At 71.2% G+C, this 18,169-nt stretch carries 17 protein-coding genes; 13 read left to right on the top strand and 4 right to left on the bottom strand.

From position 1 onward, the window contains the following. Complete coding sequence (locus JYK18_RS42295; protein ID WP_206809600.1) at positions 1-618, bottom strand: hypothetical protein; 618 nt, start codon at positions 616-618, stop codon at positions 1-3. Positions 619-867: 249 nt separating this feature from the next. On the opposite strand from JYK18_RS42295, the gene JYK18_RS42290 reads away from it, so the two are divergent. Then, on the top strand, positions 868-1,380 hold the full coding sequence (locus JYK18_RS42290; protein ID WP_242584014.1) for a DinB family protein: 513 nt from the start codon (positions 868-870) through the stop codon (positions 1,378-1,380). On the opposite strand, the gene JYK18_RS42285 is transcribed toward JYK18_RS42290, so the two are convergent. Together JYK18_RS42285 and JYK18_RS42280 are read right to left on the bottom strand one after the other, a co-directional pair. After that, entirely contained in the window at positions 1,355-2,152 is a 798-nt protein-coding gene (locus JYK18_RS42285; protein ID WP_206809599.1) for a DUF1295 domain-containing protein, read from the bottom strand. The two genes, JYK18_RS42290 and JYK18_RS42285, sit on opposite strands and share 26 nt — an antisense overlap. Continuing rightward, the gene (locus tag JYK18_RS42280; protein WP_206809597.1) at positions 2,149-3,411 is read right to left on the bottom strand and encodes a cyclopropane-fatty-acyl-phospholipid synthase family protein; all 1,263 of its coding nucleotides are present in this window, start codon (positions 3,409-3,411) and stop codon (positions 2,149-2,151) included. The genes JYK18_RS42285 and JYK18_RS42280 overlap by 4 nt, the downstream gene beginning before the upstream one ends. 72 nt (positions 3,412-3,483) lie before the next feature. On the opposite strand from JYK18_RS42280, the gene JYK18_RS42275 reads away from it, so the two are divergent. From JYK18_RS42275 to JYK18_RS42225, 11 genes are all read left to right on the top strand, one after another. After that, positions 3,484-4,749 carry an FAD-dependent oxidoreductase gene (locus tag JYK18_RS42275; protein WP_206809596.1) on the top strand — a complete coding sequence of 422 codons (1,266 nt, stop codon included), beginning with the start codon at positions 3,484-3,486 and terminating at the stop codon, positions 4,747-4,749. Next, positions 4,743-5,477, top strand: coding sequence for a DUF1365 domain-containing protein (locus tag JYK18_RS42270; RefSeq protein ID WP_206810028.1), 735 nt, complete (start codon positions 4,743-4,745; stop codon positions 5,475-5,477). Before JYK18_RS42275 ends, JYK18_RS42270 begins: the two co-directional genes overlap by 7 nt. Next, the gene (sigK, locus tag JYK18_RS42265; protein WP_206809595.1) at positions 5,470-6,081 is read left to right on the top strand and encodes an ECF RNA polymerase sigma factor SigK; all 612 of its coding nucleotides are present in this window, start codon (positions 5,470-5,472) and stop codon (positions 6,079-6,081) included. Before JYK18_RS42270 ends, sigK begins: the two co-directional genes overlap by 8 nt. Next, on the top strand, positions 6,078-6,839 hold the full coding sequence (locus JYK18_RS42260; RefSeq protein WP_206809594.1) for an anti-sigma factor domain-containing protein: 762 nt from the start codon (positions 6,078-6,080) through the stop codon (positions 6,837-6,839). Before sigK ends, JYK18_RS42260 begins: the two co-directional genes overlap by 4 nt. A gap of 220 nt (positions 6,840-7,059) precedes the next feature. Continuing rightward, the gene (gene ftsZ / locus JYK18_RS42255) at positions 7,060-8,394 is read left to right on the top strand and encodes a cell division protein FtsZ (protein WP_206809593.1); all 1,335 of its coding nucleotides are present in this window, start codon (positions 7,060-7,062) and stop codon (positions 8,392-8,394) included. Between the two features lie 29 nt (positions 8,395-8,423). Further along, entirely contained in the window at positions 8,424-9,128 is a 705-nt protein-coding gene (pgeF, locus tag JYK18_RS42250) for a peptidoglycan editing factor PgeF (RefSeq protein ID WP_206809592.1), read from the top strand. Beyond that, on the top strand, positions 9,128-9,868 hold the full coding sequence (locus tag JYK18_RS42245) for a YggS family pyridoxal phosphate-dependent enzyme (RefSeq protein ID WP_206809591.1): 741 nt from the start codon (positions 9,128-9,130) through the stop codon (positions 9,866-9,868). Before pgeF ends, JYK18_RS42245 begins: the two co-directional genes overlap by 1 nt. 111 nt (positions 9,869-9,979) lie before the next feature. Further along, the gene (locus JYK18_RS42240) at positions 9,980-10,627 is read left to right on the top strand and encodes a cell division protein SepF (protein ID WP_206809590.1); all 648 of its coding nucleotides are present in this window, start codon (positions 9,980-9,982) and stop codon (positions 10,625-10,627) included. Positions 10,628-10,775: 148 nt separating this feature from the next. Then, positions 10,776-11,060 (top strand): YggT family protein, encoded by a 285-nt coding sequence (locus tag JYK18_RS42235; protein ID WP_113693163.1) that lies wholly within the window; start codon positions 10,776-10,778, stop codon positions 11,058-11,060. A gap of 48 nt (positions 11,061-11,108) precedes the next feature. Continuing rightward, the gene (locus JYK18_RS42230) at positions 11,109-11,969 is read left to right on the top strand and encodes a DivIVA domain-containing protein (RefSeq protein ID WP_153030760.1); all 861 of its coding nucleotides are present in this window, start codon (positions 11,109-11,111) and stop codon (positions 11,967-11,969) included. 89 nt (positions 11,970-12,058) lie between these two features. Further along, a complete protein-coding gene (locus JYK18_RS42225) occupies positions 12,059-12,718 on the top strand; it encodes a hypothetical protein (protein WP_206809589.1) in 660 nt (219 codons plus the stop codon). Here JYK18_RS42225 and JYK18_RS42220 read toward each other — a convergent pair whose 3' ends face one another. Further along, positions 12,719-14,452: an FUSC family protein gene (locus JYK18_RS42220; protein WP_206809588.1), complete on the bottom strand. Its 1,734-nt coding sequence runs from the start codon at positions 14,450-14,452 to the stop codon at positions 12,719-12,721. 427 nt (positions 14,453-14,879) lie between these two features. Here JYK18_RS42220 and ileS point away from each other — a divergent pair, with 427 nt between their 5' ends. Beyond that, the gene (gene ileS / locus JYK18_RS42215) at positions 14,880-18,044 is read left to right on the top strand and encodes an isoleucine--tRNA ligase (RefSeq protein ID WP_206809587.1); all 3,165 of its coding nucleotides are present in this window, start codon (positions 14,880-14,882) and stop codon (positions 18,042-18,044) included. The last annotated feature ends 125 nt before the right edge of the window (positions 18,045-18,169 follow it).

The following is an 18,169-nucleotide window of genomic DNA, read 5'->3' as shown; positions in this document are numbered from 1 at the left end:
TCAGAGGGAATCTTCGTACTCGAAGCCGAGCAGGGTGATCTCCTTCAGGTCGGGGTCGCCGTCGAAGGGCTTGCCCTCGTAGGTGATGCCGAACATGGCGCGCAACGCCTCTTCGCCCAGATCCAGCGGGTGGAACGGGAACGGGCCCGGCCGCAACGGCGCGCGATCCCCGGACCAGTACGGCTTTTCGAACATCAGCGCGTCCCCGGTTTCTTCGAGGATGCCGTATTCCGGGGCCAGGCTGAGCGAACGCACCAGCGTGCCGCGTTCCCACATCGCGTAGGCGAACCAGTCGACCGCGCTGTGCATCGCGTGCAGGTACACCGTGGCGTTCCCGGCCGGTTCCAGCAGGCTCGGCGGCAATTGCGAAGGCTGGTCCACGGCGGCTTCGGGCGCGCAGATCACGGTGAGCCCGGGAAAGCAGCCGACGTACATGCGGCCGTCGGGCGGATTCACGTTCTCCAGCAGGTTCCCGTCGCCGATTTCGTCCAGCGCGCCGTACGGGTGGAGCCGGCGCGCCATCGCCCGCGTCGCCTCGCGGTCGGGCACGGGATGACCGGGCAGCACCACTTTCGCGTCGTCCTCGGAGTAGACCAGCATGGCCGTCACCGCACCCATGCGACCTCCTTCCGGCGCGCACTGTCGTGTGTGGAGCGAGCCGGGCCAGTGAACCAACTGGCCACTGCGGAGATGACTAGTCTCAGCGAGCGAGCGGTATGCCGGCATCGGACCCCCTTCGGTCGGCCGTAGGTGATCGAGCATGTCCCGCCGCCGGAACCCGCCGCATCAACCTCTTGGTGGATGCCGCCCGTCGCGCACTGGGCAATTCCTTAGCTTGATCGAGTTGCACCGTGCAGAATGCCGGGCATGGTGAACCCCGAACCGCGCCCGGAACCGCCGATGACCGGTTCCGAACGCGAGCAGCTCAACGGCTTCCTCGATTTCCTGCGCAGCGCGGTCGTGCTCAAGGCGCACGGGCTCACCGACGAACAGGCACGGGCGGTGCACGTGCCGACCAGCGGGCACACCACCATCGCCGGGCTCGTCGGCCACCTGACCTACGTCGAGTCGTACTGGTTTTCCGTGGTGCTCGGCGGTCAGGAGGACCCGTGGCGGGACCGGTTCAAAGAGGACCCCGACGCCGAGTTCACCGCCGCCGCCTCGGTCCCGATCGCCGAACTCGTCGCCGCCTACGAAGCGGAGTGCCAGGCCGGCCGCGAAATCGTCGCGAAGCTCGAACTGGACCAGGTGATCACCTTCCGCCGCGACCGCGAGGTGACCGTGCGCTGGGTGCTGATGCACATGATCGAGGAGACCGGCCGCCACGCCGGCCACCTCGACCTGCTGCGCGAACTCACCGACGGGCAGACCGGGGAGTAGTCCGCCGCGGCGGCAGCGGGAAGAACCCGCTGGTGCGCTCGACGTAGTAGGCGTAACCCGGCCTGCTGCGGTGGAGCCCCTTCTCCAGCAACGGTTTCCCGGTGCCCTTGGCCAGGGTGAAGGTCATCACCAGCGGCGAGAGCACGGTGGCCGCGCCCGGCCAGGTGGTGCACGCCAGCAGGTAGAACCCCCACCAGACGCAGGCGTCACCGAAGTAGTTGGGGTGCCGCGTGTACCGCCACAGCCCGGTGTCCAGCACCCGGCCGCGGTTGGCCGGGTCCGCCTTGAACCGCCGCAGCTGCTCGTCGCCGATGGTCTCGAAGCCGAACCCGACCAGCCAGACCGCGAGGCCCAGCCACCCCAGCACGCCGATCCCGGTCCCGTGCTGGGCGGCCAGCACCGGCAGCGAGACGAACCACAGCACCAGCGCCTGCAGCAGGTAGACGCGCACGAAGATGCGCGAGCGCGCCCGGTCACCGGCGCGCTCGACCATACGGGCGTACCGCGGGTCCTCGGGCAGCTTGTGGTTGCGCAGGTGCAGGTGGACCGCCAGCCGCACGCCCCAGACCACGGTCAGCGCGGTGACCACCACGCGCAGCGCCAGGTCCCCGGTGCCGTACGGGAAGGCCACCAGCGCGACCAGCGCGAACCCCAGTCCCCAGAAGGTGTCGATGGTGTCGTACCGCCGCCTGGCCAGCGCGATCGCGAAGGTGGCGCAGACCGCCACCAGCGCGATGCCGAGCGCCACGGCGGCGCTGATCAGCAGGTTCATCGCTCGCGGGTGGCCGGAAGTCCGCTCTCCCCGGCTTCACCCGGTCGTACCGCCAGCACCTGGTCGACTCCCATGCGGTTCTCCTCGAAGGCCAGCGCGCCGCCCACCAGGTAGAGGCGCCACACCCGCGCCCCCGCCTCGCCGATCAGCGCGACCACGTCGTCCCACCGTGACTCGAGCGTGTCCGTCCAAGCACGCACGGTCCACACGTAGTGTTCCCGCAACGCGTGCACGTCGCGAATCTCGAAGCCGGAAACCTCCAGATGGCCCAGCGTGCGCGAGAGCGGGCGCATGGTCATGTCGGGGGCGATGTAGCGCTCGATGAACGCCCCGCCGCCGGGGGCCACCGCACCCCGTGACATCTGCTGCAGCACCAGCCGTCCCCGCGGTTTGAGCAGGCGGAACAGGGTGTCGGTGTAGCGCGGGTAGTTCGCCTCGCCGACGTGCTCGCCCATCTCGACCGAGGCCACCGCGTCGAACGGCTCGTCGGCCAGGTCGCGGTAATCCTGTCGCCGGACCTCGACGCGGTCATCCAGATCGTGAGAACCCACCCGGCCGCGCACGTGCTCGGCCTGCTCGGCGGACAGCGTCACGCCCACCGCGTGCACGCCGTAGTGCTTGGCCGCGTGGACCAGCAGCGAGCCCCAGCCGCAGCCGACGTCCAGCAGGCGCATGCCGGGCCGCAGCCCGAGCTTGTGGCAGATCAGGTCGAGCTTGTCCCGTTGCGCCTGCGCCAGGTCGTACCCGGGGCGGTCGTCGGTCCAGTACGCGCTCGAATAGGCCATCGATTCGTCGAGCAGCAGCTGGTAGAAGGCGTTGCCGAGGTCGTAGTGGTGGGCGATGGCGGACCGGTCGCGCAGCGGTGTGTGCAGCTTGCCGGTCAGCCGCGCCTCCTCGGCGGGCGGTTTGGGCGGCGGTCCGATGACGCCGAGGCGCACCGCGAGCCCGACCGCCCTGGCCCGGTCGGCGGGCCCCGGTCGCACCCGCCGCACCGCGCCCGACCTGGTCAGCGCCCAGATCCGGCGGAAGCCCTCGGCGAGATCGCCCTCCACGTCGAGATCTCCGGTGACGTACGCGCGCGCCAGCCCGAGCTCACCGGGCGCGTAGAGCAGCCGCCGCAGCGCCCGCCGCGAGTTCAGCACCACGGTGACGCCCGGCGGCCCGGCCCGCGAGCCGTCCCAGGCGCGGATGCCCACCGGCAGCGGCGCCCCCAGCAGGTCCTGTGCAAACCCGGCGATGCGGTCGGCGATCTTCGGCATACCCGTGGTTCGGCGCCGCGGCCGTCGTGGATTGGTACCCATCCACCGCGGCACGCGCACCGAATGACCGGCGTGCAGATCACTGGAGAACGAGTCGCCGTCATCGGCAGCGGCGTGGCCGGGCTGACCGCCGCCTACCTGTTGCAACGCCGCTACGACGTGCTGCTGTTCGAGTCCGACGAACGGCTCGGCGGCCACGCGCACACCCACGACGTCGCGGGCGCGCACGGCACGATCGGGGTCGACTCCGGCTTCATCGTGCACAACGAGCGCACCTACCCGACGCTGCTGAAGCTGTTCGGCGAGCTGGGCGTGCGCACGCAGGAGACCGAGATGTCGATGAGCATCCGGTGCGACGGCTGCGGCCTCGAATACGCCGGCGCGAAGGGCCTGCCCGGGTTGTTCGCGCAGCGGCGGAACCTGCGCAGCCCGCGCTACCTGCGGATGCTGGCCGAGGTCAAGCGGTTCCACCGGCACGCCGCGCGGGTGCTGCGCTCGCCGGACGCCGGAGACGTCACGATCGGCGCCTTCCTCGCCATCGGCGGGTACTCGCGCTACTTCGTGGACCACTTCATGCTGCCGCTGGTGTCCACCGTGTGGTCCGCCGACCGCACCGAAACCCTGCGTTACCCGGCGCCGTACCTGTTCGCCTTCCTGCGCAACCACGGCATGCTCTCGGTCTCCGGCTCGCCGGTCTGGCGCACGGTCACCGGCGGCTCCCGCGAGTACGTCGACCTCGCGGTGAAGCAGCTGACCGCGGTCCACCTGTCCACGCCGATCCGGTCGCTGCGCCGGACCGCGGCCGGGATCGAGCTGCGCGACGACGCGGACAGCGTGCACCGGGTGGACAAGGTCGTCGTGGCCACGCACGCCGACCAGGCGCTGGGCCTGCTCGACCAGCCGACCGAGCGGGAGCGCGAAGTGCTCGGCGCGTTCCGCTACTCGACCAACGAGGCGTGGCTACACACCGGGCCGGGCGTGCTGCCGCGCGCGACGGGCGCCCGCGCGTCGTGGAACTACGCCGCGCCCAGCTGCGGCGCGGACCACGGCGCGGTGCAGGTCAGCTACGACATGAACCGGTTGATGCGCCTGGACGAACCGAAGGGCTACGTGGTCACGCTGAACCCGTCGGCCGAGATCGCCGAGTCGGACGTGCTCGCGCGGATGACCTACGAGCACCCGATCTACACGCCGGAGTCGGTCGCCGCGCAGCGCCGCCTGCCCGAGCTGAACGACGGCGTGGTCGCCTACGCCGGGGCCTACCACGGCTGGGGTTTCCACGAGGACGGCTGCGCCGCCGGCGCGCGTGCCGCCGAATCGCTGGGGGTGCGCTGGTGACCGCCGCGCTCTACGACGCCACGGTGGCGCACGTGCGGCGGATCGACCCGCCGCTGACCTTCGCGCACCGGATGTACCTGTGGCTGGTCGATCTCGAAAGACCCCCGAGCCTGCCGCGCTGGCTGCGGCCGTTCGCCCGGTTCGACGGCCGCGACCACTTCGCACCGGGGGAGCCCGGCACGATTCGCGAAAAGCTCGACGCGTGGCTGGCCGAGCGGGGCGTCGACCTGCACGGCGGCCGGGTGGTCATGCTGGCCAGCGCGCGCGTGCTCGGGTACGTGTTCAACCCGATCACGCTGTACTGGTGCCACCGGCCGGACGGGGAACTGGCCTGCGTGGTCGCCGAGGTGCACAACACCTACCGCGGCCGGCACGCCTACCTGCTGCACCCGGACGCCCGGGGCCGGGCGAGCGCGGCGAAGGAGTTCTACGTTTCGCCGTTCCAGACGGGTGACGGCGAGTACCGGATGAGCGTGCCCGAACCGGACTCGCTGCTGTCCGTCTCGGTGGTGCTGCACCAGGCGGGCGCGACCCCGCTGGCCGCCACCCTCCAGGGGGTGCGTCGTGCCGCCGGTACCCGGGACCTGGTCCGTATGCTGCTGGCCCGGCCGTTCGTCCCGCAGCGCGTGACCGCGCTGATCCGCAAGCACGGCGTGGCGCTGTGGCTCCGCCGCGCGCCGATGCCGAAGGTCACCCCGGCCGACCGACTCGGAGGACTCAATGGATGAGACGGCACCTCGCCAGCCCGGCGAGCCACTCCGGCCGGTCACCGGCGACGGGGACGGGCCGACCACCGAGGACCTGCTGGTCCAGGTGGCCAAGGGGGACGAGCGCGCGTTCGAGCAGGTCTACGACCGGCTCGCCGGCCCCATCCTCGGCCTGGTCCGCCGGGTGGTGCGCGACGGCGCGCAGTCCGAGGAGGTGGCCCAGGAGGTGCTGGTCGAGCTGTGGCGCACCGCGCCGCGGTACTCGCCGGAGCGCGGCAGCGCGCTGAACTGGGCGCTGACCCTGGCGCACCGCCGGGCGGTCGACCGCGTGCGCTCCGCCAGGGCGAGCACCGATCGCGAGGTCAAGGCCACTTTCGAGGCGAGCAGGAACCGCCCGTTCGACGAGGTGGCCGAATCGGTCACCGCCCGCTGGGAGCGCCAGCAGGTGCGCCGCTGCCTTGGCAACCTGACCGAACTGCAGCGCGAGTCCGTGCTCCTCGCGTACTACCAGGGCTATACCTACCGCGAGGTGGCCGAAGTGCTGTCCACCCCGCAGGGCACGGTGAAGACGAGGCTCCGCGACGGGCTGATCCGGCTGCGGGACTGCTTGGGGGTGACCGCATGACCTCGCCGGACATGCACACGCTGGCCGGGGCCTACGCGCTCGACGCGCTGGACGACCTGGAACGCGAACGGTTCGGGCGGCACCTCGCCGAATGCCCGTCCTGCGCCCAGGAGGTGCGCGAGCTGCGGGCGACCGCGGCGCGACTGGGTGCCGCGGTGGCGGAGGACCCGCCCGAGGCGATGAAGGCGCAGGTGCTGGCCGCGGTGCGGGCCACCCGCCAGGAACCGCCGTCCGCCGGTGGTGACCGGGGCGGCCGGTCCCGGCGCGGCGGGGGAGCGCCGCGCTGGATGGTGTTCATCGCGGCCGCCGCGGCGGTGGTCGGCCTCGCGCTCGGCGGCGTTTTCGGTGGTCTCGCCCTGCACACGCAGGGGGAACTGGACGCCGCGCGCCAGCAGGCGGCCGAGGCGCGGGCGAAGTACGCGCCGATGGGGGAGCTGATCGCCTCCCCGGACGTGGTGACCGTGCACGACCCGGGCGGTCACGGCACCGTGGTCATGTCGCCCAGCCTGGACAAGGCGGCGTTCATGGCGACGAACCTGCCCGCGCGGCCGTCGGACCAGGAGTACCAGGTCTGGCTGATGCACGACGACGGCGGCGTGCGGTCGATGGGGCTGGTGCCGGGTGGCCCGGACCCGGGGTCGGTACTCACCGCACAGGGCCTGGCCGGGGTGGCCAGGATCGGCGTCACGGTGGAGCCGCGCGGTGGTTCACCGGCACCGACTTCCGCCCCCCTGCTGACCATCTCAATGGCGGCTTGACACTTTCCACACACGAAGGCGTTGTGGTCAAAGAGATTGCGACGCGCGCGGCGTGGCTCCTGGATTCCGGGCTTGGTGGTCCCTACCTTCTGGAGCAACGTCGGTAGTTGACATAACTCTAAGCCTCGACTAGAGGTCGAGGGTTTCGGGCGGGGAAGTGTCCGAGGGGCGACCGCCGGCGGGGCAACACGCACAGTCACGATCAGGAAGGCGGATCCCGATGACGCCCCCGCACAACTACCTCGCGGTGATCAAGGTCGTCGGCATCGGTGGCGGCGGCGTCAACGCCGTGAACCGGATGATCGAGGTCGGCCTCAAGGGTGTCGAGTTCATCGCGGTGAACACCGACGCGCAGGCGCTGCTCATGTCCGATGCCGACGTCAAGCTCGACATCGGCCGCGAACTCACCCGCGGCCTCGGCGCCGGGGCCGCCCCGGAGGTCGGCCAGCGCGCCGCCGAGGACCACCGCGAGGAGATCGAAGAGGTCATCAAGGGCGCCGACATGGTGTTCGTGACCGCGGGCGAGGGCGGCGGCACCGGCACCGGTGGCGCGCCCGTGGTGGCGCAGATCGCGCGCAAGCTGGGCGCGCTGACCATCGGCGTGGTCACCCGGCCGTTCTCCTTCGAGGGCAAGCGCCGCGGCAAGCAGGCCGAGGACGGCATCCAGGCGCTGCGCAACGAGTGCGACACGCTGATCGTCATCCCCAACGACCGGCTGCTGCAGCTCGGCGACATCGGCGTCTCGCTGATGGACGCCTTCCGCTCGGCTGACGAGGTGCTGCTCTCCGGTGTGCAGGGCATCACCGACCTGATCACCACGCCCGGGCTGATCAACCTGGACTTCGCCGACGTCAAGAGCGTGATGTCAGGTGCGGGCAGCGCGCTGATGGGGATAGGGAGCGCGCGCGGGGAGGGAAGAGCGGTGCAGGCCGCCGAGAAGGCGATCAACTCACCGCTGCTGGAGGCCTCGATGGACGGGGCGCACGGCGCCCTGCTGTCCATCGCCGGTGGCTCCGACCTCGGCCTGTTCGAGATCAACGAGGCCGCCTCGCTGGTCCAGGAGTCCGCGCACCCGGACGCCAACATCATCTTCGGCACGATCATCGACGACTCGCTCGGCGACGAGGTCAGGGTCACCGTGATCGCGGCCGGGTTCGACGCCGGCGCGCCGACGCACAAGAAGCTCGACCCGTCCGCGGTCGGCTCGCGCACCAGCACGGTGACCGCCGAAGCCGGCCAGATCGGTGGTTCGGGCGGGGCCGGGGCGCTGCCGCCGACCTCGTCCCAGCGGCCGGGCACGCCCACGCCGGGACAGCGCGCGCAGTCGCCGGTCGGCGGGTCCACCGGCGAGCGGATCACCGGCGGCGGCTTCGGCGGTGGCACCGGCTCGATCTCCGGCGGCCTGCCGCAGCCGGGCGGGAGCCGTCCCGGCTACCCGACGCCGCGCACCACCTCGCAGAGCACCCAGGGCAACCTGCCCCCGGGCCGTCCGGTGCCGGTCACCGACGACCCCAGCGACGACGAAGTGGATGTTCCGCCCTTCATGCGCCGCTAGGCGAGCGCAGGACGCATTAGGCTGCGTTGGTGCGTATTCGGAGGGTCATCACGACCAGGGCGGGCGGTGCCTCGCGGGCACCGTACGAAAGCTTCAACCTCGGCGACCACGTCGGCGACGACGAATCGGCGGTGGCGGCCAACCGCCGCCGCCTCGCCGGTGAACTCGGGCTGGCCGAGTCCGATCTGGCCTGGATGGAACAGGTGCACGGCCGCACGGCGACCGTGGTCGACCAGCCCGGCGGCGCGCCCGCCGAGGCCACCGACGCGCTGGTCACCGCGCGTCAGGGGGTCGCGCTGGTGGCACTGGTCGCCGACTGCGTGCCGGTGCTGCTCGGCGACCCCGAAAACGGCGTGGTGGCCGCGGTGCACGCGGGCCGCGTCGGCGCCAGGGTGGGCGTGATCCCGGCCGCGCTGGACGCGATGAAGTCGGCCGGTGCCGAGATCGACAAGGTCGAGGCGCTGCTCGGCCCGGCCATCTGCGGTGACTGCTACGAGGTCCCGAAGGCGATGGCCGACGACGTCGAGGCGCACCTGCCGGGCAGCGCGTGCAAGAGCCGCAACGGCACGCCGGGACTGGACCTGCGTGCCGGGCTGTGGCGCCAACTCGCCGACGCCGGGGTGGCCAAGATCGGTCTCGACCCGCGGTGCACCGCGGAGGACAAGACGTTGTTCAGCTTCCGCCGCGACGGCACCACCGGGAGGCTCGCCGCGATCACCTGGGTCGAGGCGTGATGAGCACCGACCGGCAGTCCGAGCTGGCCGAGTCGCTCGAACTGGTCCGCGCGCAGATCCGCGAGGCCTGCGCGGCGGCGGGCCGCCGTCCCGAAGAGGTGCGGCTACTCGCGGTGACCAAGACCTTTCCCGCGGTGGACGCCGCCCTGCTGACCGATCTCGGCATGACCGATCTGGCCGAGAACCGCGACCAGGAGGCGGGGGCGAAGGCCGCGGAGGTGGCGGCCATGCGCCCGGATTCGCGCGTGCGCTGGCACATGGTCGGCCGGCTCCAGCGGAACAAGGCCCGATCGGTGGTCCGCTGGGCCGACGAGGTCCAATCGGTGGATTCGATCCGCCTCGGCGAGGCGCTGGCGAAGGCCGTCCGCGCGGCCCGGGAGCGCGGCGAACGTGATCATCCTCTCGATGTGCTCGCCCAGGTCAGCCTGGACGACGAGGAGACCGCGCGCGCCCGTGGCGGCTGCCCGCTGCCGGAGCTGCCCGCGCTGGCCGAGAACCTCACCCAGTCGGGTGATTTGCGGCTCCGGGGGCTGATGGCGGTGGCGCCGCTGGGTACCGACCCCGGCGAGGCCTTCTCCCGCCTGGCGGCAGCCAGGGAAAAGTTCCTTGATGACCACCCGTCGGCCGTGGAACTCTCTGCGGGGATGAGTGGTGATCTTGAACAAGCCATCGCGTGCGGCTCGACCTGTGTGCGTGTCGGAACCGCGTTGCTCGGACGGCGAGGTTTAGCCTCACCGTAGTGAAATCGTCGGGCGGCGCCGCTTTCGGTGACGTAGCGTAACGGTGGGCACTGGCGTGGCTTTCGGGCGTGAGTGGCCGTGAGGGTCGAAGAGGGCAGGGAGGCACACCGCATGAGCGCGCTGCAGAAGCTGAAGGCGTACTTCGGCATGGTCCCGGCCGACAGCGACGGCTACGACGGGTACGACAGCTACGACGGCGACTACCGGCGTGACTCCCGTGACCGCGACCGTGAATACGACTACGCCGACGACGGCGAGGAGTACGAAGCCTACGAGGAGCCTGCCGCACCGCCCGTGCGCACCCGCTCCCGGGGCCGCTATCGCGCCATGGACGAGTTCGACGACGAGGAACCGCGCCCGCGCGGCCGGGTGCCGGCGGCCACGCCGGCGGTCCAGGGCGCGCTCGCGGTCGACCGGCCGGACCCGGTGGCCCGGCTGCGGCCGGTGCCGGAGCAGGCCAGGGTGCCCAACCGCGATCCGCTCAGCCGGATCACCACCCTGCACCCGACCAGCTACGCCGAGGCCAGGGCGATCGGTGAGCACTACCGCGACGGCATCCCGGTGATCATCAACCTGACCGAGATGGAGAACGCCGACGCCAAGCGGCTGGTGGACTTCTCGGCCGGGCTGGCGTTCGCCCTGCGCGGCTCGATGGACAAGGTCACCAACAAGGTGTTCTTGCTCTCACCGCCGGACGTGGACGTGACCGCCGAGGACCGCCGCCGGATTGCCGAGGGCGGGCTCTTCCTGCGCAACTGACGCGAGTCGCGGACCAGGGGCATCGGCCGGTGGGCCGGTGCCCCTGAACGGCGTTCCCGAGTGTTGTACGGTGTTGTCCGCCACGCCGGTCCGCTCCTGGTCAGCCCGCTGTCCGCACGCCGGGGCACGGGTGTGGCAGAGTGGAGACGTGCAAGCGGTCTGGATCGTCCTCTACTACGTGCTGTTCGCGTTTTGGCTCCTGCTCACAGCACGGGTCGTGGTCGAGCTCGTGCGCGCCTTCGCGCGCGAGTGGCGCCCCGCCGGAGGGGTTGCGGTGACGCTGGAGACCATCTACACAGTTACGGACCCGCCGGTCCGATTGGTCCGGCGGATCATCCCGATGGTGCGGATTGGCGGCGTCGGACTGGACTTATCGATTATGGTGCTGCTGTTGGTTGTGTTCATACTGATGCAACTGGCGTATCCAGGGTGATCGGGGACCCTGGTGACCTGCAGGCCATGGAGTGCGTGAGGTGATCTGATGTCGTTGACCCCCGCTGACGTGCACAACGTCGCGTTCAGCAAGCCGCCCATAGGCAAACGGGGCTACAACGAGGACGAGGTGGACGCGTTCCTCGACCTGGTGGAGACCGAACTCGCCCGGCTCATCGAGGACAATAACGAGCTCCGCCAGCAGGTTGAGCAGCTCGATGCCGAGCTGGAATCGACCCGTGGCGAGCTGGAGACCGCGCGGTCCGCCGGTCCGGTGGGCAACGTGCCCCCGCCCGCGCCGGTGCGCGAGGAACCCCGGCGGCTGGCGCCCGTACCGCCGCCCAGCGCGATGGAGCAGACCCAGGCCCACGGCATGGGGCCGGACAACGGCGAGCCCAACGTGCAGGCCGCGAAGGTGCTGGGCCTGGCGCAGGAGATGGCCGACCGGCTGACCGCCGAGGCGAAGACCGAGTCGGACGGCATGCTGGCCGAGGCCAGGACCAAGTCGGAGCAGCTGCTCTCCGACGCCAGGGCGAAGTCGGACTCGATGGTCAACGAGGCGCGCACGCGTGCCGAGACCATGCTGAACGACGCTCGGACCAGGGCGGAGACCCTGGAGCGGCAGGCGCGCGACAAGGCGACCACGATGGAACGCGAGTCGCAGCGCAAGTACACCGAGACGATGAACAGCCTGAACTCCGAGAAGAACACGCTGAACAAGCGGATCGAAGAGCTGCGGACCATCGAGCGGGAGTACCGCACGAGGCTGCGTGGTTTCCTCGAGTCGCAGCTGCGTGAGCTGGACGACCGCGGTTCGGCCGCACCCGCTTCGCCGGGGGCGAACCAGTCCGCGAGCGGCTCCAGCAGCGGACAGGGCTACTCGTTCGGCCCGCGCGCCGAAGCCGGCTGAAGCCACACGATCGAGTGAACCGACGGCTCCGAGCCTCCCGACGGGAGGGTCGGGGCCGTTTCGGCATGTCGGCCGTGTTGTAATTCACCGTGCTCTACGTCGTGCTGGTGCTGGTGCTGGTTGCCGCGGGTCTGGTTGTCGCGGCTCTGATCACCGCGAACACCCTGTGGGCCTGGATCTCGGTGGGTGCTTCGGTGGTGGCCGGGATCGTGATGCTGGCCGAATGGCTGCGCCGCCGGAAACGCGCGGCGGCCGCCCCTGCCGAGGCCGATGCGGCCGAGAGCGACGCGGCCGAGGGTGATGCGGCCAAGGGTGATGCGGCCGAGCCCAAGGCGGACGCGAAGTCGGACGACGCCGTCGAGGGTGAGGTCGCCGGCGAGCTCCCGCTGGACGACGAGAAGAAGGAGCCCGCCGCGGCCACCGCCCTCCTCCCCGTGGAGGGTGATTCGGAAAAGCCCGCCGAGGACGCTGCGGAGGCCGAGCCTTCGGCGGCCACCGGCGACCCGGGCGAGGAAGACACCGATGCCGCCGACCTGCTGGTGGTCTCGAGCCTGGACGTCGAGGTGCTGGTGGTCGACGAGTACCCGCGCTACCACCTCGCCGAGTGCACCTGGCTGACCGAACGGGACACCATCCCGATCGCCGTCGCCGAAGCGCGTGACCTGGGCTTCACCCCCTGCGACCGCTGTGGCCCCGACGCCCACCTGGCCGCCGCCCACCGCGACAGCAGCACCAAGGCCAGCAAGTAGTCACCGGGGGAGCGCGGCCAGATTGGTGCTGAGGGAACTCAGCAACAGGCGTTGCTCGTCGTCCTCGGGGGAGAACCGCGTGGGCTCGCCGGCCAGAAGGGCGCTGAGGGGATCCGCGAGTGCGGCGTGCCGCTGTCCCGGGAGCGCGATGGCGACGGCCGTGGTGTGCAGGGCACGCAACGCGTCGGCGGTGTGTTCCAGCGAATCCCGTTGCGGGGCGGTGGGTTCGGCGCTGCCGGGTTCCGCGGTGAGCAGGTCCTGCTGAGACCGGGCTGACTGGCGGAAGAGACGCCCCAGTTCCCGGAGATCGGCGTCGCCGCTGCGGAGGGCGTCGGCCAGCCTTCCCAGCAGCGCCCGTGTGTCGGCGACGGCGGTGGCGAGGCGCTCCTCAGGGCTCGGCTTCCGGACACCCGGCACGGCGGCGAAACCGAACAGCAGGCCGATCATCGCCGCGAGCAGGATCAGCAGCAGGTACTCCACCAGTACCGGCGCCGGGTCCAGGTGCCGGTTGGCCGCGTTCACGCCGACGCTCATCAGCACCACACAACCGTTGAACAGCACGGGTTTGCTGGTCATGAACGGGAATCCGGCGAGCATCGCGACCAGGCCGACGGGCAGCAGCGCCGAGGGCGGCAGCAGCCAGATCACCAGTGCCAGCACCACCGCGCCGCCCACCGAACCGGCGATGCGCTGCCCCGCCTTGTTCAGGCTGTCGCGCCATTCCGGTTGCATGATGGCGAAGGTGGCCATCAGGAAGGACAGGGTCAGCGGGTCGCCCGGCCGCAGCCGCGCCACCGCCAGCGCGGCGAACATGCCCAGCGCCACCCGGACGGCGTGCCGCAGTTGCGCTGATTTCCACGACAGGGCACCGCGAAGCTCGGCGTCGAGCACGCGCCGGTGCAGACCGCGTGGAACCTCCACAGTGGACTCGTCGCGGGTGGTGGCGGCGTGGTGGACCGCGCTGAGGGCGTCCCACATCGAGGTGAACCACTCGCGGGTCGCGCCGGGCAGGCCTTGCGGTGGCTCGGGAACGGGGATCGGACTGTCCGAAGTGGAGCGAGCGCGCACTCGCGAAGCGAGTCGGGAAACCTCGTCGGAGTCGACCGGGACACCGCGTTCTTCCAGCACGCCACGGGCGGCGCGGTAGCGCAGGGTCTGGGCGAGCACCTGCGCGGTCCAGCGCCGGGGGCGGTCGCCGAACCACTGCCGGGCGGCGTGTTCCGCGGAACCGGTGCCCTCGAGGAGGTCGGCGAGGGCGTCGCGGACGGGTTTGCCGGGGTCGCGGAGGCCGGCCAGGAGGCGCAGCACGATGGCCACGGCGACGGCCAGGGCGGGCGCGCCGAGCACCTGGGCGGGGCTCGCCGATCCGGTCAGCTGGAACCCGTAGCCGAACACCGAGGACATGCCGAGCCCGAGCCCGACCGTCACGTAGCGGCGGCCGAGCACCGGCAGCAACCCCGCGGCGAACACCACCACGGTGAGCAGGCCGATCGCCGCCCACTCCGACACCTCGCCGAGCAGCCGGGGCACCCCCGCGCCGAACACCAGCGCGGGCGCGAACCCGGCGAGCAACCGCAGGTCGGCGCGCAGGGGGCCGCCGAAGGCCGCGAGCAGGCAGAACAACGCCGTCAACGCGGCGAGCACGGTCGCCCCACCGAGGCCGGCGAGCGCGCCCAGCCCGGCCACCCCACCCGCGACCACGATGATGATCACGGGCAGTGCCAGCCCCTTCACCGATCCTCCATGATCACCGACCCTAAGCGCAGCCCGCCACCCCAGCCCGCCGACCGGCTCACGCGCCACGCCACGCCGGCGGGCTGGTGCGACGAAGCTGACCCGGCAGAGCCACCGGGGCGAGTTCCAGCCTGTCGCGTGGCCGAGCCACCGAACCGCGCGTCCGGCCCGGCAAAGGTGACCTCCTCGGAATCCGGTTGCCCCGGCGGGTTAACCTGGTGGAACAACAGGCGCTGATCCGGCCATCACCGGGGAGCCTCCGGAAGAACGGGCGCGAGCCCCAGTAGAACCGGACGGGTGCGGCCCGTGACAGCCGCCCAACGAGCGGCCCGCGTGCGGGCAAGCGGGGTGGTACCGCGGAACTCGGTCGTGACCGGCCGGGCTTCGTCCCCGTAACGGGACCACTGGACACCGCGAGGAGCGCTCGATGTACCCCAAGGCCGAGGCCGGGCAAGCGACCGGCCAGGTGCCCTCCCAGCCGTCGTTCCCGGCGCTGGAGAAGGACGTGCTGGCCTACTGGGAGGCCGACCGGACCTTCCAGGCCACCGTGGACGCCCGCGACCCCGGCGTGAACGGCACCAACGAGTACGTCTTCTACGACGGCCCCCCGTTCGCCAACGGCCTGCCGCACTACGGGCACCTGCTCACCGGCTACGTCAAGGACATCGTGCCGCGGTTCGAGACCATGCGCGGCAAGCACGTGGAGCGCCGCTTCGGGTGGGACACCCACGGGCTCCCGGCCGAGCTGGAAGCCGAACGGCAGCTCGGCATCACCGACAAGTCGCAGATCGACGAGATGGGCATCGCCGCGTTCAACGACGCGTGCCGCGAATCGGTGCTGCGCTACACGAACGAGTGGCGCGAGTACGTCACCCGGCAGGCGCGCTGGGTGGACTTCGACCACGACTACAAGACGCTCGACGTCTCCTACATGGAGTCGGTCATCTGGGCGTTCAAGCAGCTGTGGGACAAGGGCCTGGTCTACGAGGGCTACCGCGTGCTGCCCTACTGCTGGCGCGACGAGACCCCGCTGTCCAACCACGAGCTGCGGATGGACGACGACGTCTACGCCAGCCGCCAGGACCCGGCGGTCACCGTCGGCTTCCGGCTCGAGGGCAACGGCAACGACCTCGACGGCGCGCACCTGCTGATCTGGACCACCACCCCCTGGACGCTGCCGTCGAACCTGGCCACCGCGGTGCACCCCGAGGTCACCTACGCGCTCGTCGCGTCCGGCGACCAGCGCTTCGTGCTGGCCGAGGCGCGCGTCGGCGCGTACGCCAAGGAACTGGGCGAGGAGCCCGAGGTGCTCGCGCGCTACACCGGCGCCGAGCTGCTCGGCACCCGCTACGTGCCGCCGTTCCCGTACTTCGTCGGCCAGGAGAACGCGCACCGCGTGCTGTCCGCCGACTACGTGACCACCGAGGACGGCACCGGCGTGGTGCACATCGCGCCCGCCTACGGTGAAGAGGACAAGGTGGTCACCGACGCGGCCGGGATCACCCCGGTGACGCCGGTGGACTCGAAGGGCCGGTTCACCGCCGAGGTGACCGACTACGCCGGCCAGCAGGTGTTCGACGCCAACCCGAACATCATCAAGGACCTGAAGAACGGCACCGGCTCGGCCGGGCGCCAGGGCGCGGTGCTGCTCCGCCACGAGACCTACGAGCACCCGTACCCGCACTGCTGGCGCTGCCGGAACCCGCTGATCTACCGCGCGGTGTCCTCGTGGTTCGTCGCGGTGACCGAGTTCAAGGACCGGATGGTCGAGCTGAACCAGCAGATCACCTGGTACCCGGAGCACGTCAAGGACGGCCAGTTCGGCAAGTGGCTGGAGAACGCGCGCGACTGGTCGATCTCGCGCAACCGGTACTGGGGCACGCCGATCCCGGTGTGGACCTCGGACGACCCGAGCTACCCGCGCACCGACGTCTACGGCTCGCTCGACGAGCTGGAGCGCGACTTCGGCGTGCGGCTGGACAACCTGCACCGGCCGTTCATCGACGAGCTGACCCGGCCCAACCCGGACGACCCGACCGGGAAGTCCACCATGCGCCGGGTGCCGGACGTGCTCGACGTGTGGTTCGACTCGGGCTCGATGCCGTACGCCCAGGTGCACTACCCGTTCGAGAACGCCGAGTGGTTCGAGCACCACTACCCGGCCGACTTCATCGTCGAGTACATGGGGCAGACGCGCGGCTGGTTCTACCTGCTGCACGTGCTGGCCACCGCGTTGTTCGACCGGCCCGCCTTCCGCACCTGCGTCTCGCACGGCATCGTGCTGGGCTCGGACGGGCAGAAGATGTCGAAGTCGCTGCGGAACTACCCGGACGTCAACGAGGTGTTCGACCGGGACGGCTCCGACGCGATGCGCTGGTACCTGATGGCCAGCCCGATCCTGCGCGGCGGCAACCTCGTGGTGACCGACAAGGGCATCCGCGACGCGGTGCGCCAGGCGGTGCTCCCGCTGTGGAACTCGTACTACTTCCTGGCGCTGTACGCCAACGCCGAGGGCACCGAGGGCCGGTGGCGCACCGACTCGAAGCACGTGCTCGACCGGTACGCGCTGGCCAAGACGCACGAGCTGGTCACCGACGTCGAGGCGGCGCTGGCGGTCAGCGACATCGCCGGTGCCTGCGCCACCGCCCGCGAGTTCCTCGAGGTGCTGACGAACTGGTATGTGCGCCGCTCGCGCGACCGGTTCTGGGCCGGGGAGCAGGACGCGGTGGACACCCTGCACACCGTGCTGGAGGTGACCTGCCGGGTGCTGGCGCCGCTGCTGCCGCTGACCACCGAGTCGGTGTGGCGCGGGCTGACCGGCGGTCGCTCGGTGCACCTGACCGACTGGCCGGGCACCACCGAACTGCCCGCGGACGCGGCGCTGGTCACCGCGATGGACCGGGTGCGCCAGGTGTGCTCGTCGGCGCTGTCGCTGCGCAAGGCCAACAAGCTGCGCGTGCGGTTGCCGCTGGCGAAGCTGCTGGTGGCCGCCGAGGACGTGGACGCGCTGCGCCCGTTCACCGACATCATCCGCGACGAGGTGAACGTCAAGTCGGTCGAGCTGACCGCCGACGTGGCCGCGCACGGCGGGTTCGAGGTGGCGGTGAACGCGCGGGCCGCCGGGCCGCGGCTGGGCAAGGACGTGCAGCGGGTGATCAAGGCGGTCAAGGCGGGCGAGTGGTCCACATCGGACAGTGGCGCGCTGGTGGCGGCCGGGATCGAGCTGCTGGAGACCGAGTACGACCGCAAGCTGGTGGCCAAGGACGAGGGCGCGGCGGTCGAACTGCCGGGCGGGTCCGGGCTGGTGCTGCTGGACACCGAGGTGACCGCCGAACTGGCCGCCGAGGGCGTGGCCCGCGACCTGGTGCGCGTGGTGCAGCAGGCGCGGCGTGACGCCGGGCTCGAGGTGGCCGACCGGATCTCGCTGGTGGTGGACGCGCCGGCCGAGGTGGCCGAGGCGGCGAAGGCGCACGAGGAGTTCATCGCCGGGGAGACGCTGGCGACCTCGGTGGCCTACGAAGAGGTGGCCGACGGGTCCACCGGCGCGGTCGGCGACGGCGTCAAGGTCACCGTGGCGGTGCGCAAGAACTGAGCCAAGGGGGCCCGTGAGTGGCGGCGGGGGATTGGCGGGGACCGGGGACCACCGCCACTCACGGGCCGAGCGTGACAGCTCGTATGTTGTTGATCACAACAAATCGTGCTGGAACCATGACACCT

The sequence above is a fragment of the Amycolatopsis sp. 195334CR genome (genome assembly GCF_017309385.1).
GTDB lineage: Bacteria > Actinomycetota > Actinomycetes > Mycobacteriales > Pseudonocardiaceae > Amycolatopsis.
Note: the sequence above shows the minus strand (reverse complement) of the source record. Positions and strands in the feature narration are given on the sequence as shown.

What these genes read in the sequence shown, in the direction of transcription:
- JYK18_RS42295 (WP_206809600.1), bottom strand. Translation starts at nt 618, where the DNA reads ATGGGTGCGGTGACGGCCATGCTGGTCTACTCCGAGGACGACGCGAAA.
- JYK18_RS42290 (WP_242584014.1), top strand. Translation starts at nt 868, where the DNA reads ATGGTGAACCCCGAACCGCGCCCGGAACCGCCGATGACCGGTTCCGAA.
- JYK18_RS42285 (WP_206809599.1), bottom strand. Translation starts at nt 2,152, where the DNA reads ATGAACCTGCTGATCAGCGCCGCCGTGGCGCTCGGCATCGCGCTGGTG.
- JYK18_RS42280 (WP_206809597.1), bottom strand. Translation starts at nt 3,411, where the DNA reads ATGCCGAAGATCGCCGACCGCATCGCCGGGTTTGCACAGGACCTGCTG.
- sigK (WP_206809595.1), top strand. Translation starts at nt 5,470, where the DNA reads ATGGATGAGACGGCACCTCGCCAGCCCGGCGAGCCACTCCGGCCGGTC.
- JYK18_RS42260 (WP_206809594.1), top strand. Translation starts at nt 6,078, where the DNA reads ATGACCTCGCCGGACATGCACACGCTGGCCGGGGCCTACGCGCTCGAC.
- ftsZ (WP_206809593.1), top strand. Translation starts at nt 7,060, where the DNA reads ATGACGCCCCCGCACAACTACCTCGCGGTGATCAAGGTCGTCGGCATC.
- JYK18_RS42245 (WP_206809591.1), top strand. Translation starts at nt 9,128, where the DNA reads ATGAGCACCGACCGGCAGTCCGAGCTGGCCGAGTCGCTCGAACTGGTC.
- JYK18_RS42240 (WP_206809590.1), top strand. Translation starts at nt 9,980, where the DNA reads ATGAGCGCGCTGCAGAAGCTGAAGGCGTACTTCGGCATGGTCCCGGCC.
- JYK18_RS42230 (WP_153030760.1), top strand. Translation starts at nt 11,109, where the DNA reads ATGTCGTTGACCCCCGCTGACGTGCACAACGTCGCGTTCAGCAAGCCG.
- ileS (WP_206809587.1), top strand. Translation starts at nt 14,880, where the DNA reads ATGTACCCCAAGGCCGAGGCCGGGCAAGCGACCGGCCAGGTGCCCTCC.